The sequence below is a fragment of the Synechococcus sp. CC9902 genome (genome assembly GCF_000012505.1).
Lineage (GTDB): Bacteria > Cyanobacteriota > Cyanobacteriia > PCC-6307 > Cyanobiaceae > Parasynechococcus.
In genome coordinates this window covers 1,463,379-1,488,169 of the sequence record NC_007513.1, presented here as the reverse complement: position 1 = coordinate 1,488,169, position 24,791 = coordinate 1,463,379, and the positions used below count along the sequence as shown (strand labels likewise).

The 24,791-nt window shown below is 56.4% G+C and carries 25 protein-coding genes and 2 tRNA genes; 16 read left to right on the top strand and 11 right to left on the bottom strand.

The window, feature by feature from the left end; translation table 11 throughout:
- Positions 1-13 precede the first annotated feature (13 nt).
- Positions 14-1,372 (top strand): FAD-binding oxidoreductase, encoded by a 1,359-nt coding sequence (locus SYNCC9902_RS07755; protein ID WP_011360313.1) that lies wholly within the window; start codon positions 14-16, stop codon positions 1,370-1,372.
- Positions 1,373-1,379: 7 nt separating this feature from the next.
- Here the strand turns inward: SYNCC9902_RS07755 and SYNCC9902_RS07750 are convergent, their stop codons facing one another.
- From SYNCC9902_RS07750 to murA, 5 genes are all read right to left on the bottom strand, one after another.
- Complete coding sequence (locus SYNCC9902_RS07750) at positions 1,380-1,913, bottom strand: pentapeptide repeat-containing protein (protein WP_049749489.1); 534 nt, start codon at positions 1,911-1,913, stop codon at positions 1,380-1,382.
- A 23-nt stretch (positions 1,914-1,936) separates the two neighbouring features.
- Entirely contained in the window at positions 1,937-3,184 is a 1,248-nt protein-coding gene (locus SYNCC9902_RS07745) for a bifunctional folylpolyglutamate synthase/dihydrofolate synthase (RefSeq protein ID WP_011360311.1), read from the bottom strand.
- The gene (locus SYNCC9902_RS07740) at positions 3,181-4,365 is read right to left on the bottom strand and encodes an aspartate aminotransferase family protein (RefSeq protein WP_011360310.1); all 1,185 of its coding nucleotides are present in this window, start codon (positions 4,363-4,365) and stop codon (positions 3,181-3,183) included. Before SYNCC9902_RS07740 ends, SYNCC9902_RS07745 begins: the two co-directional genes overlap by 4 nt.
- A gap of 8 nt (positions 4,366-4,373) precedes the next feature.
- A tRNA-Leu gene (locus tag SYNCC9902_RS07735) sits at positions 4,374-4,455 on the bottom strand.
- Positions 4,456-4,508: 53 nt separating this feature from the next.
- Positions 4,509-5,810, bottom strand: a complete 1,302-nt coding sequence (gene murA, locus SYNCC9902_RS07730) for a UDP-N-acetylglucosamine 1-carboxyvinyltransferase (RefSeq protein ID WP_041425474.1) — start codon at positions 5,808-5,810, stop codon at positions 4,509-4,511.
- A gap of 156 nt (positions 5,811-5,966) precedes the next feature.
- Here murA and SYNCC9902_RS07725 point away from each other — a divergent pair.
- From SYNCC9902_RS07725 to cax, 7 genes are all read left to right on the top strand, one after another.
- Positions 5,967-6,050: transfer RNA gene (locus tag SYNCC9902_RS07725), tRNA-Leu, on the top strand.
- Positions 6,051-6,084: 34 nt separating this feature from the next.
- Complete coding sequence (locus SYNCC9902_RS07720; RefSeq protein WP_011360308.1) at positions 6,085-6,333, top strand: hypothetical protein; 249 nt, start codon at positions 6,085-6,087, stop codon at positions 6,331-6,333.
- A gap of 9 nt (positions 6,334-6,342) precedes the next feature.
- Positions 6,343-7,182: a TrmH family RNA methyltransferase gene (locus SYNCC9902_RS07715; protein WP_011360307.1), complete on the top strand. Its 840-nt coding sequence runs from the start codon at positions 6,343-6,345 to the stop codon at positions 7,180-7,182.
- 5 nt (positions 7,183-7,187) lie between these two features.
- On the top strand, positions 7,188-8,630 hold the full coding sequence (gene lpdA / locus SYNCC9902_RS07710) for a dihydrolipoyl dehydrogenase (protein WP_011360306.1): 1,443 nt from the start codon (positions 7,188-7,190) through the stop codon (positions 8,628-8,630).
- Positions 8,631-8,696: 66 nt separating this feature from the next.
- Positions 8,697-9,581, top strand: a complete 885-nt coding sequence (trpC, locus tag SYNCC9902_RS07705; RefSeq protein WP_011360305.1) for an indole-3-glycerol phosphate synthase TrpC — start codon at positions 8,697-8,699, stop codon at positions 9,579-9,581.
- Between the two features lie 43 nt (positions 9,582-9,624).
- Positions 9,625-10,293 (top strand): hypothetical protein, encoded by a 669-nt coding sequence (locus tag SYNCC9902_RS07700; protein ID WP_011360304.1) that lies wholly within the window; start codon positions 9,625-9,627, stop codon positions 10,291-10,293.
- Between the two features lie 130 nt (positions 10,294-10,423).
- Positions 10,424-11,536 carry a calcium/proton exchanger gene (cax, locus tag SYNCC9902_RS07695; RefSeq protein ID WP_011360303.1) on the top strand — a complete coding sequence of 371 codons (1,113 nt, stop codon included), beginning with the start codon at positions 10,424-10,426 and terminating at the stop codon, positions 11,534-11,536.
- 35 nt (positions 11,537-11,571) lie between these two features.
- On the opposite strand, the gene sodX is transcribed toward cax, so the two are convergent.
- The 4 genes from sodX to SYNCC9902_RS07675 form a co-directional block, all read right to left on the bottom strand.
- Positions 11,572-11,904 carry a nickel-type superoxide dismutase maturation protease gene (sodX, locus tag SYNCC9902_RS07690; RefSeq protein WP_232179199.1) on the bottom strand — a complete coding sequence of 111 codons (333 nt, stop codon included), beginning with the start codon at positions 11,902-11,904 and terminating at the stop codon, positions 11,572-11,574.
- A gap of 104 nt (positions 11,905-12,008) precedes the next feature.
- Complete coding sequence (gene sodN, locus SYNCC9902_RS07685; RefSeq protein ID WP_011360301.1) at positions 12,009-12,482, bottom strand: superoxide dismutase, Ni; 474 nt, start codon at positions 12,480-12,482, stop codon at positions 12,009-12,011.
- Positions 12,483-12,525: 43 nt separating this feature from the next.
- The gene (locus SYNCC9902_RS07680) at positions 12,526-13,119 is read right to left on the bottom strand and encodes an FKBP-type peptidyl-prolyl cis-trans isomerase (protein WP_011360300.1); all 594 of its coding nucleotides are present in this window, start codon (positions 13,117-13,119) and stop codon (positions 12,526-12,528) included.
- Between the two features lie 50 nt (positions 13,120-13,169).
- Positions 13,170-13,496: a phasin family protein gene (locus tag SYNCC9902_RS07675; protein WP_011360299.1), complete on the bottom strand. Its 327-nt coding sequence runs from the start codon at positions 13,494-13,496 to the stop codon at positions 13,170-13,172.
- Positions 13,497-13,549: 53 nt separating this feature from the next.
- Between SYNCC9902_RS07675 and SYNCC9902_RS07670 the strand changes: the two genes are divergently transcribed.
- Entirely contained in the window at positions 13,550-14,971 is a 1,422-nt protein-coding gene (locus SYNCC9902_RS07670) for a nitrilase-related carbon-nitrogen hydrolase (RefSeq protein WP_011360298.1), read from the top strand.
- Here the strand turns inward: SYNCC9902_RS07670 and mnmA are convergent.
- Positions 14,941-16,110 (bottom strand): tRNA 2-thiouridine(34) synthase MnmA, encoded by a 1,170-nt coding sequence (mnmA, locus tag SYNCC9902_RS07665; RefSeq protein WP_011360297.1) that lies wholly within the window; start codon positions 16,108-16,110, stop codon positions 14,941-14,943. The two genes, SYNCC9902_RS07670 and mnmA, sit on opposite strands and share 31 nt — an antisense overlap.
- Here mnmA and SYNCC9902_RS12560 point away from each other — a divergent pair.
- Together SYNCC9902_RS12560 and SYNCC9902_RS07650 are read left to right on the top strand one after the other, a co-directional pair.
- Positions 16,091-16,300, top strand: coding sequence for a hypothetical protein (locus tag SYNCC9902_RS12560; protein WP_156771106.1), 210 nt, complete (start codon positions 16,091-16,093; stop codon positions 16,298-16,300). The genes mnmA and SYNCC9902_RS12560 overlap by 20 nt on opposite strands.
- Before the next feature lie 356 nt (positions 16,301-16,656).
- The gene (locus SYNCC9902_RS07650) at positions 16,657-17,598 is read left to right on the top strand and encodes an RpoD/SigA family RNA polymerase sigma factor (protein WP_009789412.1); all 942 of its coding nucleotides are present in this window, start codon (positions 16,657-16,659) and stop codon (positions 17,596-17,598) included.
- A gap of 32 nt (positions 17,599-17,630) precedes the next feature.
- On the opposite strand, the gene pdhA is transcribed toward SYNCC9902_RS07650, so the two are convergent.
- Positions 17,631-18,716, bottom strand: a complete 1,086-nt coding sequence (gene pdhA, locus SYNCC9902_RS07645; protein WP_041425471.1) for a pyruvate dehydrogenase (acetyl-transferring) E1 component subunit alpha — start codon at positions 18,714-18,716, stop codon at positions 17,631-17,633.
- 92 nt (positions 18,717-18,808) lie between these two features.
- Here pdhA and SYNCC9902_RS07640 point away from each other — a divergent pair, with 92 nt between their 5' ends.
- The 5 genes from SYNCC9902_RS07640 (at position 18,809) to SYNCC9902_RS07620 (ending at position 24,685) form a co-directional block, all read left to right on the top strand.
- Positions 18,809-20,854, top strand: a complete 2,046-nt coding sequence (locus tag SYNCC9902_RS07640; RefSeq protein ID WP_011360295.1) for an ARC6/PARC6 family protein — start codon at positions 18,809-18,811, stop codon at positions 20,852-20,854.
- Between the two features lie 54 nt (positions 20,855-20,908).
- On the top strand, positions 20,909-22,387 hold the full coding sequence (gene ffh, locus SYNCC9902_RS07635) for a signal recognition particle protein (protein ID WP_011360294.1): 1,479 nt from the start codon (positions 20,909-20,911) through the stop codon (positions 22,385-22,387).
- Between the two features lie 79 nt (positions 22,388-22,466).
- The gene (gene rpsP, locus SYNCC9902_RS07630) at positions 22,467-22,859 is read left to right on the top strand and encodes a 30S ribosomal protein S16 (protein ID WP_011360293.1); all 393 of its coding nucleotides are present in this window, start codon (positions 22,467-22,469) and stop codon (positions 22,857-22,859) included.
- Complete coding sequence (locus SYNCC9902_RS07625) at positions 22,859-23,887, top strand: PhoH family protein (RefSeq protein ID WP_041425114.1); 1,029 nt, start codon at positions 22,859-22,861, stop codon at positions 23,885-23,887. The genes rpsP and SYNCC9902_RS07625 overlap by 1 nt, the downstream gene beginning before the upstream one ends.
- Positions 23,888-23,953: 66 nt before the next feature.
- Positions 23,954-24,685, top strand: coding sequence for a Bax inhibitor-1/YccA family protein (locus SYNCC9902_RS07620; RefSeq protein WP_011360291.1), 732 nt, complete (start codon positions 23,954-23,956; stop codon positions 24,683-24,685).
- Positions 24,686-24,791: the final 106 nt, after the last annotated feature.

The window sequence follows — 24,791 nt, the reverse complement described above, 5'->3', positions numbered from 1 at the left end:
ACGGTCTGCAGCCATGACTCGCGCCGATGCGCTTCTCGCTCTAAGACATGATCTCGCCAATATTTCTGAACTGGATCTTCAGGACGATCCCGGACAGTTGCTGCGATGTTCCCGCGATGCATACGACTACTCGCCTGTACTGAGTCCCAAGCTCGCGGGGGCTCGAGCGCAATTGGTGTCTCGCCCTCAGTCGGTGGCCGCCGTCGAGCAGTTAGCAGCAGCGTGTACCAAACATGGAGTCCCTCTCACTGTGCGGGGTGCTGGCACCGGGAATTACGGGCAATGCGTTCCCCTCGAGGGCGGGGTGGTGATGCTCACCACTGGTTTACAGCGTATTCGCAAGTTTGATCCCGTCACGGGGATCGTCACGGTGGAGCCGGGTTGCCAGATGAGTCAGCTGGATCAGGAGCTACGCCGCCATCACCGCGAGCTGCGATTGCTTCCCAGTACCTGGCGTAGCGCAACGGTGGGTGGATTTGTTGCTGGGGGATCGGGGGGGATTGGTTCGATTCGCTGGGGATTTTTGCGCGATCCAGGTCACTTGTTGGGTCTTGAGGTCGTGCCGATGACGACGGATGCCCACTGCCATCAATTGAATGAAGTTGAGGCGGAAGCACTGAACCATTCCTACGGCACGAACGGGATCATTACGGCGTTGACGTTGTCTACGGCTCCTGCGGTGAACTGGCATCAGGTCTGCATCGACTGCATGGATTGGGCCGATGCCGTGGCCGTGTTGTTGGCGTGTGGACGTTCCGCTGTGTCGCTCCAGCTCGCGACGGCCTTAGAGGCCTCCGTTTTGGAGCGCTTGCCTGGCTGGAGTGGCCCGGCCAAGGGGCATCACAGGTTGTTGTTGTTGGTGGCCCCGGATGGCATCGCAAGCCTGAAACGGTTGGCCGCTCATGCCGGGGCTGACCTGCAGGATCTTGGCCCAGAGGATTTCAATGCTGGTAATGGTTTACGGGAACTGAGTTGGAATCACACCACGCTGCATATGCGCGCTTCGGAGCCGGGTTGGACGTACCTGCAAATGCTGTTACCTCAACCAGAACTCCCTGCCATGCAGGCGCTTCGAGACCATTGGGGCGATGATTTGCTTTGGCATCTGGAGCTTGTGAAGCAGCAAGGTTCCGTGCGTGTGGCGGCGTTACCCCTCGTGCGTTGGCGTGGAGCTGCGTTGTTGGAGCAGCTCATGGACGACTGTCGTGCCCATGGCGCTGTGGTGTTTAACCCCCATGTGATCACTGTCGAAGATGGGGGACTTGGTGTTGTGGACGGTGATCAAGTTTCAGCCAAACAACGCTTTGATCCGGATGGCCTGATGAATCCCGGCAAACTTCGGGGTTGGCTCGAGCGTGCTCAAAACAGCTGAACGAAACTCAACAGCCCAAGCTGTCGAAGGTGGATATGCCGGTGGTTGGATTGATGCCATCGGCATCGCGGCATAGGAGTCGTTGGTCATCACGATCCAGCAGGGCGTCGGTGAAATCGGCGCCTTCAATCAGGGCTTTACTGAAACTGCTGCCTGAAGCGATCACGCCAATTAGGACGGCATCCCGCAGATCTGTGGCCACGAAATCGGCACGGTCCATTAGGGCATCGGATAGGTCGGCTCCTCGGAAATCCGCTTCAGCAAAAGCCCCTTGCGTGAGGATTGCGCCATGGAGGTTCGCGTCGCGAAAATCGGCCCCCCGGCCTGTCGCTCCAGCAAATGAGGTGTTGGCCAGATTTTGACCTCGAAAATCCCCGTTGCTTTGGTTGGTGAGGGTGTAATCGACCGTTTCCTGAAAGAGCGCACGATCTTGCAATCCAAAACCGGCGGAGGTGTCGAGGGCGATGGCGGTACTGGGCGCAACCCAAAGACACACCATGAGCACGACTGCCAGAGCTGCTCGCAAAACCGAATGGCGCATCACGGTCTGGTCCATAACCCTTTTCACTTTGCCTCAATAGTCCGTTGGGCCATCAATTCACCGAGCAGATAAAGCGACCCAGCAATGAGTGGAGATGGATTGGGCCAAGAGCCAGGTGCTGAGACCAGCCGATTCAGCACCTCCAGCACGTCATTGGCGCCTCCCATCTGATTGGCAAGGTTTGGACACGCCTCGGATAAACGATCCAGGGTCCAACTTTGGTGTCCTGGCACGGGGATGATCCAGGCGAAGTCGTTGGGTTCCAGCAGAAGCTGCAGCATTTCGGGGGCTTGTTTGTGGGCTTGAATTCCCAAAATCCAAATCTGAGCTTGTTGGCGATCGCACCAGCACGCACGTTCTTGGGCTAATTGGGCCGCGGCAGCAGGGTTATGGGCTCCGTCCAGACGGATCGGTCGCTCGTTCCAGAGCACCGTTTGAAGGCGACCTGGCCAATGGGCCTTGGCGAGCCCTTCCCGGATGGATTGCTCCGAAATGTTGGCGCCCAACCTCCGGATCTCTTGGAGAGCGCCATAGGCGACGGCGCCGTTATGTCGTTGCAGGGTTCCTGGCAAGCCAAGATCCCAAGCATCGGGTAGTGGCTCAACCCACTCGAGGGTGGCGCCCACCATGCGTGTGTGCTCTTCCAAAACGGCACGCACAGGATCCAGTTGTGCAGCACTGATCACGTGGGCGCCGGGGCTGATAGCAGCTGCCTTTTCTCGGCTAATGGCCGTCAGCGTGTTTCCGAGATGTTCGCGGTGATCGATGCCAATCGCACCCACGGCAATCAGCGGACGTTGGGGGTGGGCTGTGGTGGCATCGAGGCGGCCACCGAGTCCTGCCTCCAGCACCAGCCAATCCACGTCATGGGCTTCGAAGTGCATCAACGCTGCGGTGATCAACCGCTCAAATGTGGTGAGGTGGTGCTCTTCCGCAAAGGGTTCCAGCGCTTGTAACCGCTGGTGGAGTTCCACCTGCGTGATTGGGGTTTGATTAATGCAAATCCGCTCGCACCAACTCACCAGGTGGGGTGAGGTGGTGAGTCCGGAATTCACACCAGCTGCGGATAAACCGCTGTGGATCATGCAAGCGATCGACCCTTTTCCATTGGTTCCCACAACCTGGACAGCGGGTGTGTTGCCGCAAGGGTCTCCCAATGCAGAGAGAACGCGATGCATTCGTTCGAGGGATAAATCCATGCCCCGTTGTTCGAACGGTGGCAGAAGGCGCTGAATCAGACGGTGCAGCGCAGCGTCCGGGGGGTGCGTCACGCCTGAAGCAGTTGGAGTGTGCGCTCCAAGCGTGCGAGAAGTGCAGACACGTCTCGACGGGAGATCACAAGGGCAGGCACCATGCGCACAACCTTCGGACCTGCGGGCACGAGTAGCAGTTTTTGATCGAGAGCCGCTTTCACAACAGCTCCGGCATTGAGTTCGCAATCGTCTCGAAGTACGAGACCTTGCAGAAGGCCCCACCCTCTGGCCTGGTGCAGCACGTTGGGGAAGCGTTCGACCAGGGTTTCCAGTCCGTGGCGTAGCTGCTCACCGCGCTCGCGCACATTGCGGAGCAAATGACGTCGTTCCAGTTCCCTCGCCACGGTGAGACCGGCTCGACAGGCAAATGGATTGCCTCCAAAGGTGCTGGCGTGGTCGCCGGGTTCAAAAATGTCGGCCTGTTGGTTCACCAGCAAGGCACCAATGGCATGGCCACCGCCGAGGCCTTTCGCCAAGGTGATGGCGTCAGGGGTGACCCCAAGCTGCTCATAACCCCAAAGTTGACCGCTACGGCCCATGCCGACTTGCACTTCGTCGAAGATCAGCAGGATCTCTCTTTGGCTGCAATGGCGCCGGATCGCTTGAAAAATGGCTGGATCGCCGGGAATGACTCCCCCTTCCCCCTGAAGCGGTTCGATCAAGACAGCCGACACCCTTGGGCCATTGGCTTCCGAACGCGCAAGTAAGGCCTCAAAACTGGCAAGGTTGTTGTATTCGAAGGTTTCGAAACCCTCCACCATGGGTTCAAAACCCTTGTGATATCTCGGCTGACCCGTGGCGCTGACGGCTGCCAAGGTTCGCCCGTGAAAACTGGCCGCTGCCGTCAGGATGACCGGGCGTTCGATGCCAAGGCGTTGATGGCCATGCTTGCGAGCCAACTTGATGGCCGCTTCATTGGCCTCAGCCCCGGAGTTGCAGAAAAAAACGCTATCGGCGCAGCTGTTGTCGACGAGCCAGCGGGCCAGTTGTTCTTGCTCTGGGATTTGGTACAGGTTGGAGACGTGCTGCAGTCGATTCAGCTGATCCTTCAGCGCACGACGCATCACCCTGTCGCTGTGGCCCAACGTGCAAGTGGCGATTCCTGCCACCGCGTCCAAATATCGATGCCCTTGATCGTCGCGAAGCCAACAGCCGCGTCCACTGACCAAAGTCAGTGGATAACGGTTGTAGGTGCCCATGATTGCAGTGGGAGCACTCGGACTTGAACCGAGAAGACCGAAGTCGGTGCATTTTGAGTGCACTGCGTCTACCAATTCCGCCATGCTCCCGCACGTCAATTGTATGGACTGACGTCCCCGTTTCAGGAATTCAACCGACTGGTTTAGAAACCGTCGCGTTCAACGGTTGCGCCTACACCACGAAGCTTGGCTTCAACGTTGTCGTAGCCACGATCGAGGTGGCCCAAACCCGACACCTGAGTGGTGCCGCATGCTGATAATCCCGCCAGCACCATCGCCGCCGCTGCTCGAAGATCACTGCCGGTGACGGGTGCACCGCTGAGGGACGGCACGCCTTGAACGATGGCCGTGCTGCCATCAACGCGAATGGCAGCCCCCATGCGTTGCAGCTCAGCAACGTGCTGAAGCCGATTTTCATAGATTTTTTCGCTGATCACGCTGGTGCCTTTCGCCGTTGACATCAGGGCCATGAACGGAGCCTGAAGGTCGGTCGGAAAGCCAGGGAAAGGTTGGGTTGTGATGTCTGTTGCAACGATGTCCCCAGGGGTGATTTGGATGCTTCTGCCGTTGATCTCGAGGGAGCAACCGCAATCACGCAATTTTTGAAGAACAGCGTTCATGTGCTCTGGTACAACCGGCTCTACACACATGCTGGAACGGGTAATCGCAGCAGCCATGAGAAAGGTGCCGGCTTCGATGCGATCAGGAATTACGGCGTAACCGCGGCAACCATGAAGTGAAGGCACTCCTTCAACCGTGATCACGGGTCCCCCTGCGCCAGTCACCTTGGCTCCCATCACATTCAGCAGGTTGGCAAGGTCTTGAACCTCGGGTTCTTGAGCAGCGTTTTCGATTTTGGTGGTGCCTTCCGCGAGGACGGCGGCCATCAAAATTGTTTCTGTGGCGCCCACGCTGGGGCAATCCAAAACGATGGCAGCGCCCTTGAGTCGTCGGTTGGACCCTTTTGCCGAAGCCGTCACGATGCCGTGTTGGACGGTGACGACTGCGCCAAGAGCCTTAAGTCCACGAATGTGTTCCACAACGGGCCGGGCTCCAATACGGCATCCACCTGGGAGAGGAACTTTGGCGTGACCCATTCGACCGAGGAGGGAGCCAATGCTGAAAAAACTGGCGCGCAGGCTATTGACGAGTTCGTAGGGAGGCTCTGCATTAGTGAGTTGTTTTGCAGTTAGAGCCACCCGACCATCACTGCGCTCAACCTGCACTCCAAGCGCACCCAGAATGTCGCCCATTCCTTGAATATCAGTTAGGTCTGGAACATTGACTAATTCGACCGTTTCATCGGTCAACAGACTGGCTGTCATCAACACCAGGGCTGAATTTTTGGCACCGCTCACGGTCAAGGTGCCTTGTAAACGTTGACCGCCTTTGACGTTCAGATGCTGGGTGACACTCTGTTGAGACGCAATTGCACCCACCACCATGTCCTCTAACAACTAACTATTTCTGCATACTCGCAATTGTGGATGAGACCGTCTAGACGGCCGGCATTCAAACTGGATTGATGGCTTTGGTCTGTGCTGGTCGTTGGCGATGCATCAATGCCGTAAGGTCATCCGGTCGCTAAAACGACAACGCCCGCGGATGTGGCGGAATTGGTAGACGCGCTAGTTTCAGGTACTAGTGGTGGCAACATCGTGGGAGTTCAAGTCTCCCCATCCGCACTATCTTGACGATGCGACCAACAATTTTTCATCCATGATCGTCCTGAAGATTTCCAATGCTTCGGAAGTTGTGGCTTCAAAGGTTGGCCGATTTCTAGAGCGCCTCACCCCTGATTCCATCGACCAAACCACGGTGGAAGACCAGGTGATTAAAAAGTTGATCGAAAACTTGGCTGCCGAGGGATTAAAAGGCGAGGTTGCCGCAATTAATGGTTTGGAGCTTGAAGGTGAAGACCTGAGTGTGCATAAAGGTCTCAAAGTTCGAAAGCACAGCACCTTTTAAAGGGGAGTTTTGTCGGAACCGTTGATCAGTAGCCGGCGGAATCCGTTGGTCAAGCGGCTTCGAATGTTGTCGTCCCGACCCGGGAGAGATGCAGAGGGTCTGATCCTTCTGGAGGGCACGCATCTGCTTCAAGAGTTGTTGTGGATCGGGGGACAGCCCACCGAGCTCATCGCAACGGAGGCTTGGTTTGACCGCCACGCCGATCTAATCCAGGCGTTGGACGCGTCTGTTGTTTGGCGACGTGTCACGGAGGCGGTCCTGGGAGCTTCCCTCAGCACCGTGACTCCTGATGGTGTGGCTTGTCTCTGCCCCATAACGCTGCTGCCGGAGCCGCCCAAAGCCTGTGATTTTTGGTTGGTTTTGGATCGCATTCAGGACCCTGGAAACCTCGGATCCCTTTTGCGCTCTGCCTTAGCCGCAGATGTCCAAAGCGTTTGGATGGGATCTGGAGTGGATCCGTTGGGGGGGAAAGTCTTAAGGGCATCGGCTGGGGCGCTGTTGCAATTGCCCCATCGCCGCTTTGGTCCGGAGCAAGAAAAGGCGATCGACGATCTTGATCAAGCCTTGAGGGTGCTCGTGGCCCAAGGAATCCAGGTGGTGGCAACTTTGGTGCCTGATGCCTCCGGCCCGCTTCCTCCGATTCCCTATTGGGAGCTGGATTGGACGAAACCCACAGCGTTGGTGCTTGGCACTGAGGGCGCTGGTCTTCATCCACGCCTTCAGGCTTGTTGCACCCATGCGGTCACCCTCCCGCATAGTTCAAGGGTTGAGTCGTTAAATGTGGCAGCTGCGGCCGTTCCCCTTCTTTTGGAGCGACGAAGAGCGAGAATGGTGGGTACGCAGCAGTAGTTCGGGTGAGCGACGCCAGCTTCGACTTCGACGTCATTGTGATCGGTGCCGGATATGGAGGCTTTGATGCTGCAAAGCATGCTGCCGACCATGGATTGAAGACGGCGATCATTGAATCGCGCGACATGGGTGGCACCTGCGTCAATCGAGGCTGTGTCCCGTCGAAAGCTCTCCTGGCCGCAAGCGGAAAGGTGCGTGAGCTTGCCGATGACAAGCATCTGTCGAGCTTCGGTATCCACGCGGCGCCGGTGCGCTTTGAACGTCAAAAAATTGCTGATCACGCCAATCAATTGGTGCAAGCGATTCGCACCAACCTCACGAAGACGCTCGAACGATCAGGTGTCACCATTCTCCGCGGCCATGGTCGTCTTGAGGGATCCCAGCGGGTTGGATTGCGGGAACCCAGTGGTGTCGACCGTGTCATTACCGCGCAAGACGTGATCCTGGCAACGGGCTCTGATCCCTTCGTTCCGCCTGGTATCGAAACCGATGGTCGGACGGTGTTCACAAGCGATGAAGCCATCAACCTTGAGTGGCTTCCTCGATGGATTGCCATCATCGGCAGCGGTTACATCGGCTTGGAATTTGCCGATGTTTATACAGCCCTAGGTTGTGAAGTCACGATGATCGAGGCTCTCGACCGTGTGATGCCAACGTTTGATCCAGATATCGCAAAGATTGCTCGCCGCAACCTGATTGAAGGCCGTGACATCGATGCCCGCTCAGGTGTGTTGGCTCGAAAAGTCACTCCTGGTTGTCCTGTCCAGATTGAACTGGCCGACTTCAATAGCCGCGAGTTTGTTGAGACCTTGGAGGTGGATGCTGTGTTGGTGGCCACCGGCCGTGTTCCCACGAGCAAAGGGCTCAATCTCGAATGCTTAAACATCGAAACCAATCGTGGTTTCGTGCCGATTGATGATTCGATGCGTGTGTTGGTGAATGATTCACCAATCCCCCATCTTTGGGCGGTTGGTGACGTCACCGGAAAGCTGATGTTGGCGCATACGGCTGCTGCTCAAGGAACAGTGGCTGTCGATAACATTCTTGGCCATGCGCGAACCATCGATTACCGCAGCATTCCAGCGGCCACGTTCACACATCCAGAGATCAGCTCTGTTGGTTTAACGGAAGCGGATGCCAAGGCTCTTGCGGAAAAGGACAACTTCCCCTTGGGCGCTGTACGCAGCTATTTCAAGGCCAATTCCAAAGCATTGGCAGAGCTTGATAGTGATGGCGTCATGAAGCTCCTCTTCAATAAATCCAGCGGGGAGGTTCTTGGTGCCCATATTTATGGTTTGCATGCCGCTGATTTGATTCAAGAAGTGGCGAATGCAGTGGCACGACGCCAGAGCGTTTCACAACTCTCCCAAGAGGTGCATACGCATCCCACCTTGAGTGAGGTGGTGGAAGTGGCGTATAAGCAAGCTGCTTCGCAATTGGTGGCTTGATTCGATCTTTGATTCGTTACTAACCAGAGTTAACTCACTTTTCGCCTTACTTCTTACAGCACTGTTATGGAGATTCGTCGTCGTTCGCCTAGTCCCAAGATTCGTGTCTCATACCTTGAGTATGGCGTTCCCCATGACGATGAAAAGCCGCGCAATATTCTCGAAAAAATAGTTTGGGAGAAGGATCGCGAAGTTGATCTAGCGCGGCAGAAAGTGCCGTTAGATCAACTGAAAAAAAAGATCAGCTTGCTGCCACCTACAAAGGATTTCGTTGCCGCACTCAAGCGGGCACAGATCAAGCCGGCTGTGATTGCAGAGGTGAAGAAGGCCAGCCCCAGTAAGGGAGTGATCCGTGATGATTTCGATCCTGTGGCCATTGCGAAGGCCTATGCCGCAGGGGGGGCAAGTTGTTTATCTGTGCTCACCGATAAGCAATTTTTTCAAGGTGGTTTTGATGTGTTGGTGCAGGTGCGTGAAACCGTTGATTTGCCCTTGCTGTGTAAAGAGTTTGTTCTGAGTCCGTACCAGCTTTTTCAGGCACGCGCTGCTGGTGCGGATGCGGTGCTATTGATCGCCGCGATCCTTACGGATCAGGACCTTCGCTACCTCAACAAAGTGGCTCAATCCCTTGGTTTGGACGTGTTGGTTGAGGTACACGACGCCAAGGAGCTGGAGCGGGTGCTCGCGATTGGAGGTTTTTCGTTGATTGGCATCAACAACCGCGATCTCGCCACATTCGAAACGGATTTGGCCACGACAGAGGTGCTGGTGAATCAATTCCGTGATCGTTTGCATTTGGACACCACGGTGCTGGTGAGCGAGTCGGGATTGTTTGCGCGTTCCGATCTCGATCGGGTTCAGGCTGCTGGTGCTGAGGCCGTTTTGGTCGGTGAGGCATTAATGCGTCAAGAGGATGTGGAATCGGCCCTCCATGCACTGGTAGGGGCGTGATGTCGCTCAGTCCTGCAGAATTGATTTCTATCGCATCGAGCTCTTGCTGATCAGCCTCCTCACGGGGTTCGCCGCTGGTGCCGTCCATGTTGTGGGTGGTGCAGACCATCTGGTGGCGATGACGCCATTTTCGTTGCGTCAGCCTGTGGCAGCACTCCGCGCCGGCTTGGCTTGGGGGGCGGGGCATTCGATCGGCGTCTTGTTGCTCGCCCTCGCCGCGATTGGCTTGAAAGACCTCGTCCATATCGAAGCGATGTCGGCATGGGCCGAATTTTTGGTGGGCGTCGCTCTGTTGGTAGTGGGTGGTCTGGCGGTGCGTACCGCTTTTGGGCTCAAGCTGCATAGCCATGAGCACCATCACAACGGTGCCTCGATTCATCGGCATCTCCATCTGCATGTTCGAGGCCAGAGCAACCACCGTCGCCATGCCCATGCCGCTTCAGGCCTCGGTCTTCTGCATGGTTTGGCAGGTGCGAGTCATCTTCTGGCAGTGATTCCTGCTTTGGCGCTGCCTCCCTTGGGAGCTTTTGCCTACTTACTGGCTTACCTCGGCGGATCGATTGCGGCGATGGCAGCTGTAGTAAGCACCCTGTCGTTTCTCACGTTGCGCAGTGGTGCACGCATGCTGCCGTGGTTGGTGGGATGCACGGGTGCACTCTCCATTGCAACCGGTGCCATTTGGTTGCAGAAAACATCAGCTGTTGTGTTCTGATGAATTTAAATTCTAATTTTTTTGAATGCTCAGACTGAGTCAAATATCAATTCAAAGCCATTTAAGTTGGCGTTAGTAAATTGAGTTGATTCATAATGATGAGGCCAAATTTGATGATCCGAGTGTCGGCATGATTAACGTTTTTTGGCATTCACTGATGGCGTCTGGACGCTGGAAGTTGATCCCAGCGCTGATCATGTTTGGCCTTACGCAGTTGGCCTCAATGCAGGGCTGGCCAACACTGTCTTGCTTCATTCTCTCTGCCATCGGAATCATTCCTATTGCCCTTTTGCTCAGTGATGCGACTGAGGAAATCTCTGAACATAGTGGGCCAACAATTGGGGCTATATGTACTGCGGTTTTTGGTAATTGTGCGGAATTTATTATTGCCCTTTCGGCCCTAAGGCTTGGCCTTATTGATGTTGTTAAGGCAAGCCTTACTGGGGCCATTCTGTCTGATCTGTTGCTTGTTACTGGGCTGGCAATGTTGGTGGGAGGATTGCGATACAGCGAACAGAGCTTTCAAGCCACCATGGCGCGTACCAACGGTGCGGCGATGACTTTGGCAGTTATGGCCATGGCGCTACCCGCTTCTTTAATCAGTACGTCTGGGATCGATGATCCAGTCGCAATTCATGGGCTATCAATCACCGTTGCTGTTGTGTTGATTGTTATTTATTTTCTCACCCTGATTTTTTCACTCGCCACCCATAGCCATCTCTTTGATCCTCTTCATGTTGAGGGCGATGGTCTGAGTCTTGCCGCAGAATCAACGGCGTCGGTGCGGTTGATGCCATGGATTGTGCAATTAATTTTGAGTACTGCATTTTTGGCCTATCAATCAGAAAGTTTTGTCCATTTCCTTGAACCAGCAACAAAGCAGCTTGGATTTAGTGCTTTGTTTACAGGGATCATCATCATTCCAATTATTGGTGGATTTTCGGAGTACATCCCTGCGGTGAAAGGTGCCCTGAGGAATCGAATGGATTTACCGATTTCATTGGCGATGGGATCCAGTTTGCTCGTGGCTCTATTGATTGCTCCGGCGCTCATCATTATTGGCTCGCTGATTGGTCAGCCGATGGATCTTGATTTCACAGGATTTGAAGTGATAGCACTTTTCTTTAGCGTTATTATTGTCAACTTTGTCAACATGGATGCCAAATCGAATTGGCTTGAAGGGGTTCTTCTTTTAGGAATGTTTGCGATTTTTGGAGCGGCTTTCTTTTACTATCCGACTTGATTGTGATCGACTATTTAAATCTGGTGGTATTGCTTTTATCTCCTTGTTTTGGGTTCCAATTGATTCTGTGATTTTTGGTTGGTTTTTGTTGATGGATTCTTTTTTGCTGGAGTTACCCGAGATGTAACAACGCCGATCAAAGCTGATCGGGGAATGGGTCCGAGCTGCCGACTGTCGGTGCTTGAGGAAGGGTTATCGCCCAGCAGCATCATTCCAGCGTTGCTCATGCTCTCAAGACGTTTGATCAGGCGAAGTCTGGGTTGCGATGGATGCCACGCCACTACTACCGCTCCCAGGGGTGGAGTGTCTGTGTCGGCTGTGGTCCGTCGAACCAGCACCCGGTCGTCAGGGTTAAGGGAGGGAAGCATGGAGCTTCCTTCCACTTTGAGCAGCAAACGTCTCCCACAAAAAAGCAGCAACAGGTCTTGGAGACCCGCTGCTGCAATCGGAGTGATGGATGAGCTGATGGGGCTCAGGAGGCTGTGACCCAGGCGTCGTTGCGGCCCTTGGATTGCCAGAACATGCCGTGGATTTTCTCAACAGCAGCCATCAGTTCTTCTGCCTTGCCCTGATCGATGTGCACTTTGCAGGCGCTGCAAAGCTTGGCTGCTTTCCAGAAGGTGTCGTGCAGGTCGGGGAAGGTGGCGAGGTGCTCGGGCTTGAAGTAGTCGGTCCAAAGGATCAACAGTTCTTTTTTGGTCTTTTGGGCTTCGTCTTCTTTCACCGCAACGAAGCGGGAAAAGGTGTTGTTGTAGGTGGCAAGAGCTGCTGCATTTCCTGCGGCAGGTGCTTCCAAAGCCTTGAGCTTTTTAGTCATCGCGAGCACTGCCTCAGCGTGGACACGAGCTGAAGCAGGGTCGTAGACGCCACAAGGTCCATCGCAATGGGCTTCCACGGCGGGAGCGGGCAGAGCGCAGACAATCGCGTTAAGGGCCGAACGCAACATCGTTTAAGGATCGGTATTTGCTTGATATGAGCCTAGATTCCGCCTACTTCCTCACGTCGAGTAATTCGACCTCAAACAGCAACGTGGCATTCGGTGGAATCACGCCACCGGCACCACGCTTGCCGTAAGCCAGGTCGGGCGGGATGACCAAGTTGCGCTTACCGCCCACCTTCATCCCCGCGACACCTTCTTCCCAGCCCTTGATCACGCGGCCAGCTCCCAGCGGGAAGCTGAAGGGTCCGCGTCCATAGCTGCTGTCGAATTCGGTGCCGTTTTCGAGGCTGCCTCTGTAATTCACCACAACGGTCTGTCCTGCAGTGGCTTCATCGCCGCTACCAACCTCGATCTCCGTAATTTTCAAGCCACTGGCTAGAAGGCGGGTGTCGGGAGCTTCCATCGGGCCGCCCAGGGCCGATGCATCGACTTGGTTGTTGTCGGGTGCCATAGCGAAGAGCGTTGGGTTGGGGTTTTCGGGGTCGAGTTCAAAGCTGGATAAGGCAGCTTTGGATTCGGACCGCACCACAGCAGCCTGGGCCTGAGGTGCAGCAGTCACCGTGGAAGGAGAAATCAGTTGACTAACAAAAGCCAGAAGCAGGCAAGCCACACACACCGATGTGGAGATCAAGATGTCGCGCACAAAACCGAGTCGGATGCTCCAATTCTGGCCTCTCAGCGGGTCGGGATGATTTATTCAGGCCGGTTGAGTTGACGTAACTGTTGTTCCAGTCGATCGATTCGGCCTCGTAGTTCATCCATTTCTTTTTGGCTTGGGACGCCAAGGTCTTGAAAAAGGTTGTCTCGGTTGCGTTCCAGGTTTCGTCCCATTTGTTGCTCGAGCTCAGGGGTCTCCCCCCGCAAAGCCTTCAGCACGTCGTCTACGAGCGCGGATGCTTGATTTGGATCCAGTTGGCCATTGCTGACCCATGCTTGGGTCACCCCCCGTAGCCGGTCGGCCACCAGGGTTGTGGTGCCAAGGCCACGGAGCAAAAGCTGCTGAAGCGGGTTGGCGTCCATGGGGAGCAGCAAAGGGCTGCCGTTCAGGATGGCTTGGTCTTGCCCCTCTGACCATGGGCGATCTCCGACTGTCTGCTGGATGGCGTGCCGTGATTGGCGGCGTGCTCGCAGGACTGGCCCCCTCTTTGGGCGGGCCCCTTCTGATGCTGCCTGCGTTGACGTTGCTGTGGTCGTTCGCTGAACGCACCCGCTGGTGTGCCGCTTGGGGTTTGCTCGCTGTTCTGGTGAGCCATGCCTGGATGCTCTCTCTGCATCCACTTACCTGGATGGGTGTGCCTGCCCTGTTGAGCCTTCCGGTGGCGATCACCCTTTGGTTGAGCTGCGGCAGTTGTGCGGCGGCGTTGCTGGCGGTGTGGTCGCTAGTGCTCCAGCAAGGTCGTCGTTGGTTTCCGCGATTGGCGCCCTGGTGGCGTGCGGGTGTTCTCGCATTGATTTGGGCCTGGGCTGAGCTGGTGTTGTCGGGTTCGCCGTTGTTTTGGATCGGGGTTGGTGGCAGCACCTTGCCCTGGGACCTTCCGCTCGCTGGCTTGTCCCGTTGGTTTGGTTCCGGGGGCCTGGTTGTGGTTCAGCTGATGTGGGCCTGGTGGATTTGTGGCTTGGTGGAGCGTCGAGCCATCAACCGTCGTCCCGCAAACCGTCGTGGCTTATGGATCGGGTTTGCCAGCCTTCTGCTGGCCCATGGTCTAGGCGCTTTGCTTTTGGCGAAAGCACCTCCAGTGACCGGTGCTCTCTCGATGGCCGTTTGGCAGCCAGCGGTGCCAACCCGTGAAAAGTTGGATCCGGAGCAACAGCGTCAGCTTCCTCAGGCTTTGCTCGCAGCGTTGCAGGGGGCAGAAGGCAAGCAGGTGGATGCTTTGGTAGCGCCGGAGGGTGTGCTTCCGTCCCGTTGGCGTATGCCCCAGGGGGCAGCGAATGTGCCCCTGATCAGTGGTGGTTTCCGCTGGGTGAGGGGGGAGCAGCGCAGCGCACTGTTGTTTTTTTCCCCTGGCGCTGAACATCCAGTTCCCCTGCTCGATAAACATCGGTTGGTGCCCATTGGGGAGTGGATGCCGCCGCTCCCGTCGGGAGTCAATGCCGGTTTATCGGCGGTAGGGGGGCTGCATCCAGGCGCTGCATCGCGGCTGTTTACCGTTTTCGATTCCCCTGCTGCTGGGGCCATTTGCTACGAAATTGCTGATGGCAGCTCCCTTGCTTTGGCCGCATCCGAGGGGGCGGATTGGCTGCTCTCTATCGCCAATCTCGATCCGTACCCCTTGCAGCTGCAGCAACAGTTTTTGGCGTTGGCGCAGCTGCGCGCCATCGAAGCGGGTCGTGACCTGCTCAGCGTCGCGAATACGGGGCCGACGGCTCTGATTTCAGCCGACGGCCATGTGGAGCGACTGTTACCACCGATGCAGGCCGGACTCGCCAAGGTGACGGTTCAGCGTCGCCAAGCCATCAGCTTTTATTCCTGGTTGGTGTCGAAGTCCCGCTGAAGCAATCCACCCCCCAGCACGGTGTCGTCCGAATAAAAAACGGCCGCTTGCCCAGGGGCGATGGAAAACTGATCCTCGTCAAACACCAGATGGCAGCGGTGGGGCCGCTGGCGTTGATGGTCGTCGTCGGTTGCGGGCAAAGGCGTTAATCGGGCGGTAACGGGAGCACTGCGGTACCGCACTTGCACCTCAAGGTTCATGGCTTGCAGGGGGGGATCGATGGAGACCCAATTGATCGCACCGACAACAGCCTCATGACGACCAGCTTCCGCCCGAGGTGCCACCACAACGCGGTTCATGGCTGGGTCGAGTTTCACCACATGCAATGGCTCTTGCCACGCCACGCCAAGGCCTTTGCGCTGGCCGATGGTGAAGTGCTCGATGCCATCGTGCTCGCCCACCACAGTGCCGTCCTTCAGCACGATTTCTCCTTGTCGCGGCGGCAAATACGTATCCAAAAAGGCACGCATGGAACCGTGATGGTCCGCCAGGCACAAGTCTTGACTCTCAGGCTTTTCGGCGGTGCGCAGACCGTGGCGGCCGGCTTCGATGCGCGTATCCGCTTTGGTCAGTTCGCCGAGGGGAAAGACGATCCTGCCGAGGGCTTCTTGCGGCAAGTCGTAGAGGAAGTAGCTCTGGTCCTTGCGGGAGTCCAAGCCTCGGAGCAGCTGGTGGCGTCCACAATCACCGCCATGTCGGATCCGGGCGTAGTGCCCTGTGGCAATTCTTGGAAGATTGCGCTCCTGCGCTGCCCACTCGAGCATGGGTCCAAATTTCACAGATCGGTTGCACTGCGAGCAGGGCAGCGGCGTGATGCCGTCCTGGTAGCCATCCACGAGTCGTTGAACGATTTCCTTTTGAAAGGTCTCGCGGGTATCGACCACATGGTGAGGGATGCCCAACTGCTCACAGATGCCTGCGGCATCCACCAACCCTTCAGCGCAGCAGGCGCCTTTGCCACTCATCAGCCACAACGTCAGTCCCTCGACCTCCCAGCCGGCCTCTACCAACAGGGCAGCGGTTAGGGAACTATCCACTCCGCCCGATAACCCAACGGCGACGCGATGCTCCCCAGGCCATTGACGCAGCCGGCCCAGGGCGGCTTCTCCGGCCTCCGTCATGGTTGTTCCAAGGGCCATCGGCGGCGCAGGGAGATCACTCCATAGTGAGCTTCTGGGTGGGTGCCTGGCCACCAATCTCGCGATGGGTTGGTCTCCAGCCGATGAAAGTGTTGCTGAGAGGATCGGACGAGAGGTTGTTTTGTTGTTTTTGTCCCCACCGCCGCTCGGTCGGACGCGTCTGCAACGAGGTCTTCGCTCGTTGGGCTGATCCAGGTTGTGGAAGGTGGCTCGGGCTTTTTTGCTTGGCTGATTGGTTCAAATCCCTTGCGGGGGATGAGTTTCTTGAGATGTATTTCGGCTTTGAGTTGCTTTACAACAAGCCGATGGTGCGCCTTGTTGTATGAGAACCCTCACATTGAGGTATCAATTGAATACAAATCCATCCGGGTAGTGATGAATTTCCTCTTGCTTGGATTTCTCCAAATAAGCCCGTTTTTTGGGAATAAGGGAATATTTGTTAAGCCCAAATGTTTCGATTTCCTGGCCTGAATCTGAAGGGTTGCTGAAAAAGAGGCCTTCTTTTGTTTCTTCGTAAGAAAGTCTTTGCACATTCGGGCTGCCTCCATGGTGTCCACAGCTTCTAAGCCGCTCGAGACGCAGCGTCGCCGTAGTAGCGATCCTGTGAGTTGGTATTTATCAACGATCGGAAGGATCCCTCTGCTGACGGCGGCAGAGGAAATTGAATTGGGGAATCAAGTGCAAGCCATGATGGCTTTCACGGAAGATGGTTCGAAGGACTTCAAAGTTGAAGACCTAACCACCAAACAGCGGCGAATGCTGCGTATTGGTCGTCGAGCTAAAGAACGAATGATGAAGGCGAACCTTCGCCTTGTCGTCAGCGTTGCCAAGAAATATCAGGGCAAAGGCCTGGAGCTTTTGGATTTGATCCAGGAAGGATCGCTTGGCTTGGAACGGGCTGTTGAAAAATTCGATCCCACCCGGGGATACAAGTTTTCGACCTATGCCTTTTGGTGGATTCGGCAGAGCATGACCAGGGCTATTGCTTGCCAGTCCCGCACGATCCGTCTCCCTGTTCATCTGAGCGAACGACTCACCACGATTCGCAAAGTCAGTCTGGATTTGGCCCACAAGCTCGGCGCCATGCCCAACCGCTTGGAAATTGCGGAAGCGATGGACATCCCTGTGGAGGAACTTGATTCCCTCTTGCGTCAGGCCCTCACCACCAGCAGCCTCGATGCTCCGGTGAATGGAGAAGAAGGACGAAGCTTCCTTGGGGACCTAATTGCCGATTCGTCAGCGGACGAGCCCCTCGACATCGTTGAGCAGCGCATTCATCACGAGCAACTTGGCCGTTGGCTCAGTCATCTCAGTGAGCAAGAGCAAAATGTGCTTCGGCTTCGTTTTGGCTTAGAAGGCAACGAGCGTCACACGCTTGCCGAGATTGGTCGAATGATGGAAGTGTCCCGAGAGCGGGTCCGTCAGGTGGAGCTCAAGGCTCTTCGTAAATTGCGCAATCTCACCCGACGTCTGCCAAGCGGAATTTGATGAGCGGTTTTAAGGAGTGGCGTGGCTGAGGCTTAGTCCTCAGCCCAGATGTATCGGGTTAGTTCTGCCGGATCAGGTTCAGGGGCGGAGAGCGCGAAATCAACGCAATCCGAGATCACCGCATCAATCTCTTTTTCAATTCCACGCAGTTCGTCGCTTGTGACCAAGCCTGCTTCGGTCAAATCGCGTTCGAGGGCTTTGAGGGGATCACGCTTGGCCCAGAACTGCTTTTCCTGTTCCGAGCGCAATTCATCCGGATCAGCCAGTGAATGTCCGCGGAATCGGTAGGTGAGGCATTCCAAAACAGTGGGACCTTCCCCAGCTCTCGCTCGTTCGATGGCCCGTTGGGCTGCAGCACGAACGGCAAGAACGTCCATTCCATCAACTTCTTCTCCGGCCATGCCGAAGGATCCTGCCTTGCGCCAAATTTCAGGGTCGCTCGTGGCTCTGTCGTGGGCCATTCCGATGGCCCATTTGTTGTTCTCAACAACAAAAAGGATCGGTAGTTTCCACAATTGGGCCATGTTCAAACATTCGAAGAACTGGCCGTTGTTGCAGGTGCCGTCTCCAAAAAATGCTGCTGTGACTGAGTTGCTCGAGGCATCACCGAGGGCGTCACGTTTGTAGCGGCTGGTGAAGGCTGAACCAAGGGCGACGGGAATTCCCTCCGCGATAAAAGCAAAACCTCCCAAGAGGTGATGTTCCTTCGAAAACAGATGCATCGAACCACCGCGGCCCTTGCTGCAACCCGTTTCCTTGCCAAACAGTTCACTCATCACCTCGCGCGCAGGAACCCCGGCACTCAGGGCGTGGACGTGATCGCGGTAGGTGCTGCAAAACCAGTCGTGCTGGCGCTTCATTGCACCAATAACACCAGTGCTGACGGCTTCTTGACCGTTGTAAAGGTGAACGAAGCCAAACATCTTGCCCCGGTAATACATCTCGGCGCATTTGTCCTCAAAGCGCCGGCCCAGGGTCATGTCTCGGTACAGGTCTAAGCCTGTGTCGCGATCAACGATGGCCCGTTGGGATGTCACCAGGTTGGACAGACGTTCGGCATGGGCACCGGCGGCGGCGATACCGATGGAAGCGGAGTCCACCGCGAGGTCCTGACCCATGACCAGCTCATTCACACCAACTAACTGTAAGGGCCAGCGGATGAGGAATAGGCAAAACACCAGACACTGACTAAAGTTCGCGCCTACGACACATGAAGCTGTTGGATTTGCCCATCGATCATTTCCGACTGCTGGGTGTCAGTCCTTCCGCTGATGCTGCAGCCATCCTTCATCGTCTGCAAACCCGCTGTGACAGCCCGCCTGATCAGGGGTTTACCCATGAAGCCCTGCTCAAGCGCAATGAATTGTTGGGCCGTTCGGCTGACCTGCTCACCGATCGAGATGACCGTGCTGAGTACGAATCTGCCCTACTTCGTTTGAGTGCATCGCACCCCAACGAGACTGTCGGACTCGACCTCCCAGCAAGCAGTGAAGTTGCTGGATTGATTCTTCTTTGGGAGGCCCATGGAGCCCTCGAGGCGTTCCAGATGGCAAGTCATGGGCTTCAGCCACCCCAAGCACCTGCACTCGGCAGTGGACGGGAAGCTGATCTCACTCTGTTGGCCGCTTTGGCGTGTCGCGATGCGGCAGTGGAAGAACAGGGCCAGCGCCGTTATGAATCTGCGGCGCAGCTGTTGGTGGAAGGAATCCAGTTACAACAGCGCATGGGTAAGTTGCCCGATCAGCAGCGCTTGCTGGAACGCGATCTGGATGCGCTACTTCCGTTCAGAGTTCTGGATCTGATCAGTCGAGATTTGGGTGACCAGGCCTCTCACCAACAGGGATTAACGCTGCTTGATCAGCTCGTCAGTCAACGAGGTGGGCTCGATGGAATGGATTCTGTGACCTCCGCCGAGACGGCTGGGTCCATGACCCAAGATGATTTTGAGTCGTTCTTCCAACAAATACGCCGTTTTCTGACGGTGCAAGAACAGATCGATCTCTTCAGTCGTTGGTCGGAAGAGGGCGAAGCAGAAGCAGGATTTTTGGCAGTTCTTGCGCTGACGGCTGCTGGTTTTTCCCGGCGCAAACCGGAATGCCTTGAGCAGGCGCGAGGGCGTCTGCAACTCCTTCCGGACTCAGAACTTGATCCGATGCCCCTCTTGGGCTGTTTGGATTTGTTGCTTGGCAATGTGCGTGAAGCGGACCATCACTTCGCTGCGATCCGGGATGCGGACGTACAAGCTTGGTTTGTGCAACACCCTGGCGACAGCTTGGCGGCGCAGTGTGAATACTGCAGGGCTTGGCTTGGGCGGGATGTGTTGCCGGGCTATCGCGATGTCGATGCAACGGCGATTGATCTCGACGCTTGGTTTGCCGACCGTGATGTGCAGAACTACGTCGAGCGATTGGATCGCCAGGCATCCCGCCCGCCGCTTAACGATGCGCTGCCATTGCCTTGGGAGACCACTGTTGCCTCGGGCCTTGGCCTTCAAGCTTTGGATTCGATGTCCACTTCAAATGACTCTTCAAAGGAGTCTTTGGGGGGGCTGGAGGCGCGCGGTATCCGCCTCCCTGCCCTGTCGCTCCCTCAAATGCCCCAACTGCCCCGGCTGCCGCAACTTCCTCCACGCCCGTTCGTGGTCAAGATTGCGGTGCTGGCGGCCGTCGTGGCAGCTTTTGGTGGCGGTCTCTCGCTGATGCTCCGTCAGCGAAGTGAGGCGCCACCGGTGTCGCCAGTGGTGAAGGAAGAACCGGTGTTACCGGCCCCCGATGATCTCGATGAGACGTCGCTTCCGATAGCCACACTCCAACCGGAGCAACCTCTGGATCGTCCAATCGAGCCGCTGACGAGTGATGCTCCTTCGGACAAGCAACTCGAGGATCTCGTCCAGGGCTGGTTGGATGCCAAAGCCAAGGCCCTAGCGGGTCAGACCAACGCGGCGCCGGAAGCAGTTTCGAAACAGATTTCCACCGTTGCCCGCGATCGGTTGTTGCAACGGGTGCAAGCCGAGCGCACCGCTGACGCGGCGCTTGGCCACACAAAAATCATTAAGGCTTCTGTCACCAGTGTTGATGTGGTGAGCCGAACACCACGGCGCATTGCTGTGAAGGCTGAGGTGAACTACTTCGATCAAACGCTTGATCGCTCTGGAACCACCATTGATCAGACACCTGCAGGAGCGTTGACCGTCACCTACGTGCTGGGACGGGATGGAGAACAGTGGAAATTGCATGAATACATTTCCGGTTCCTAGCGATTGGCGAGCCGCTTTTTACGATCAGTGCATTGAGCCAGTCATGGTCCCGCAATGTTTGACGAGCTGTCAGCCCGCTTTGAAGATGCTGTCAAAGGGCTGAGAGGCCAGGACAAGATCAGCGAAACCAATGTTGATGGGGCTCTTAAGGAGGTCCGTCGTGCGCTGCTCGAAGCCGATGTCAGTCTTCCGGTCGTTAAGGATTTTGTGTCTGAGGTGCGCGGCAAAGCCGTCGGCGCTGAGGTGGTCCGGGGGGTAAGCCCCGACCAAAAGTTCATCCAGGTGGTCCACGATCAACTCGTGGACGTGATGGGTGGCGATAACGCACCGCTTGCCCGAGCCTCTGAAGCTCCAACGGTTGTGTTGATGGCCGGTCTGCAGGGGGCCGGTAAAACCACGGCCACGGCCAAGCTGGGTCTGCACCTCAAAGATCAGGGTCGTCGTTCCCTCATGGTGGGTGCCGATGTGTATCGCCCCGCTGCCATCGAGCAGTTGAAAACCCTGGGTGGGCAGATTGGGGTTGATGTCTTCAGTCTGGGAACAGACGCGAAGCCTGAAGAGATCGCTGCGGCCGGTTTGGCGAAGGCGAAGGCGGAGGGGTACGACACCCTTCTGGTTGATACCGCTGGCCGGCTTCAGATCGACACCGAAATGATGGGGGAGATGGTGCGAATTCGCTCCGCTGTTCAGCCCGATGAGGTGCTGCTAGTGGTGGATTCGATGATTGGCCAGGAAGCGGCTGAATTAACCCGTGCCTTCCATGAGCAGGTGGGTATTACCGGGGCTGTGCTCACCAAGTTGGATGGCGATTCCCGCGGTGGCGCCGCACTGTCCATCCGCAAAGTGAGCGGCCAGCCGATCAAGTTCATTGGCACCGGTGAAAAGGTTGAGGCGCTTCAGCCGTTCCATCCAGAGCGGATGGCGAGCCGCATCCTCGGCATGGGGGATGTGCTCACGTTGGTGGAGAGGGCTCAAAAAGAGGTCGAACTCGCCGACGTTGAAAAAATGCAGAAGAAGCTGCAGGAGGCGTCGTTCGATTTCTCTGACTTCCTCCAGCAGATGCGTCTGATCAAGAGGATGGGATCCCTCGGGGGGCTCATGAAAATGATCCCCGGCATGAACAAGATCGACGACGGGATGTTGAAGCAGGGCGAGGACCAGCTCAAGCGTGTCGAGGCCATGATTGGTTCGATGACAGAAAGCGAGCGATGTCAACCGGAGCTGCTGGCCTCTCAGCCGAGTCGGCGCCGTCGGATTGCGACCGGGAGTGGCCACCAACCCGCCGATGTGGACAAAGTTCTGGCTGACTTCCAGAAAATGCGGGGCTTCATGCAGCAGATGAGCCGAGGAAATATGCCAGGGATGGGTGGAATGCCTGGAATGCCTGGAATGCCTGGAATGCCGGGGATGCCGGGGATGCCAGGAATGGGTGGTATGCCAGGGATGGGCGGAATGCCCGCAGGGCCTGGCCGGGGTGGACCCCCCAAGCGTCAGCGTCCAGTCAAGAAAAAGAAGGGCTTCGGTGAACTCTGAAGGTGAACCGGTATGGTGGTTGTTTGGCGGGCTGATTGGCCCGGCTTGAACCCCCACCACACTTCACACCAAGGCCACGATGATCAAGCTCCGCCTGAAGCGGTTCGGTAAGAAGCGGGAAGCGAGCTTCCGCCTCGTGGCCTGCAACAGCACGTCTCGACGGGATGGACGCCCGTTGCAGGAGCTTGGCTTCTACAACCCCAGAACGAAGGAAACTCGTCTGGATACAGAGGCCATCCGCGAACGTTTGGGTCAGGGTGCTCAACCCACAGACATCGTGCGCACCCTCTTGGAGCGTGGTGGATTGATCGAAAAAACGGTTCGCCCTTCCGTGACAGTTGGCCAGGCCAAGCAAACGGCAAAGCGTGAAGCTGCTGCAAAACAGGCTGCAAAGGATGCAGCTGAGGCCAAGGCAGCTGCTGCTGCTGAAGCTGAGGCCCCAGCTGCCGATGCTGAAGCGTCGGAAGGCTGATCACTTCAGCACCCGATAGGGGCGACCGCGGTCGTTTCGTCTTCGACCTTCCTGATCCTGAAGCTGCTCTCGCCATTGCAGGGGAAGCTGAGGTCACTCTTCACCGACTTGAAGCCCTTACGGGGGCTTCAGTCGTGTTGCGGGGTCTCCAATTGGTGATCACTGGTCATGCTGCGCAGATTGAGCGAGCCGCGTCGGTTGTCGAGTTGGTTCGCCCCATTTGGCAAGACGGTCAAGCGGTGTCGTCCGTTGATCTTCAATCGGCCCTGGGGGCTCTGAATACAGGCCGCGGCGACGACCACTCGGCGATGGCAGAGCAGGTTTTGGTGCGGAGTCCGCAGGGCCACACCTTGAGACCACGCACCCTGCGACAGAAAAGTTATGTGGACGCTATGGAGCGTCATGACCTCACCTTTGCCCTCGGACCTGCAGGAACAGGGAAAACGTTTTTGGCCGCCGTGTTGGCGGTACGCATGCTCACGGAACGGAAGGTTGAGCGACTGATTTTGACGCGACCAGCGGTGGAAGCTGGGGAACGGCTGGGATTCCTTCCTGGGGACCTCCAGCAAAAAGTGGACCCATATCTGCGGCCGCTGTACGACGCACTGCACTGTCTTCTTGGACCAGAAAAGACTGCTGGCCTCTTAGATAAAGGCGTGATTGAGGTGGCGCCGCTGGCTTACATGCGGGGACGCACGCTCAATAATGCGTTTGTGATTCTGGATGAGGCTCAAAACACCACCCCAGCCCAAATGCGAATGGTGCTCACCCGGTTGGGGGAGTATTCGCGCATGGTGGTGACGGGAGATGTCACTCAAGTGGATCTTCCTCACAATCAGCTCAGCGGCCTCGAGGAGGCCTCGGACGTGTTGGATGGCGTGGCCGGAGTTGCTGTTTGCCGTTTGACATCGGCCGATGTCGTGCGTCATCCCTTGGTGCAAAGGGTTGTGGAGGCCTATGCCCGCCTCGATGAGAAACGAGAGGAACAAGGGGTCGTTAGGCCTTCATCGCGGATTGTGCGTCGATAGGGAGATCCACACCCCAACTCATTGCCACCACTGTCAAAGTATTAAAAGCAATGTGGTCTGGTCGACATGCCAGCTAGCAGCAATTTTCAACAGGCCATCCGCGAGGCACAGTCCAGTGCCCTCGTCGGCCCCAACGTCGTCAATAAGGCTTTGCCTTATGTGGGCGGTGGCATGGTGCTCACCTCCTTGGGAGTGCTTGGTGGTCTCACCTTGATCGCCACGCCAATTTTTATGCCCCTGTTCTGGGTGGCACTCATTGGCAATTTGATTCTCTTCTTTGTTGCCCAAAATGTGGCAATGAAGGGCAATAACGCCACGGCATTGCCACTTTTGGCCGTCTACAGCCTGATTACTGGTTTCACCCTCAGTGGACTGGTGGCCTTTGCCGGTGCCGTAGCCGGTGTCGGTGCCGTTGGTACTGCCGCGTTAGCGACCGGAATCACATTTGTAATCGCCTCGGTCGTTGGTCGTCGCATGAGCGACAGCGTCGGTCAGGCCCTATCCGGTGTCGTTGGTCTCGGGTTGATCGGCCTGATTTTGGCGATGGTCGTTCAGTTCGTTGGCGGGATTTTTGCCCCAGCAATGTTCCATGGCACCAGCTTTGAGCTGATGATCGCTGGCTTCGGAACTGTTCTATTTGTTGGTGCGGCTTTCGTGGACTTTTACACGATGCCCCGCGCCTATCGGGACGACCAATATTTGGCCGGTGCTCTGAGCATGTACCTCACCTACATCAATCTGTTTATTTTCATTCTTCGGTTGATTATTGTTTTGAATGGTGGTGGTCGTCGCGATTAAGCGAGATTACGCATACATAAATTTAATTTCATTAAAAACCTCGACGATGTCGAGGTTTTTTTGTGTCTTAAACAGGCTTTTGGAGGTATGTCTTCGATCATCTCTT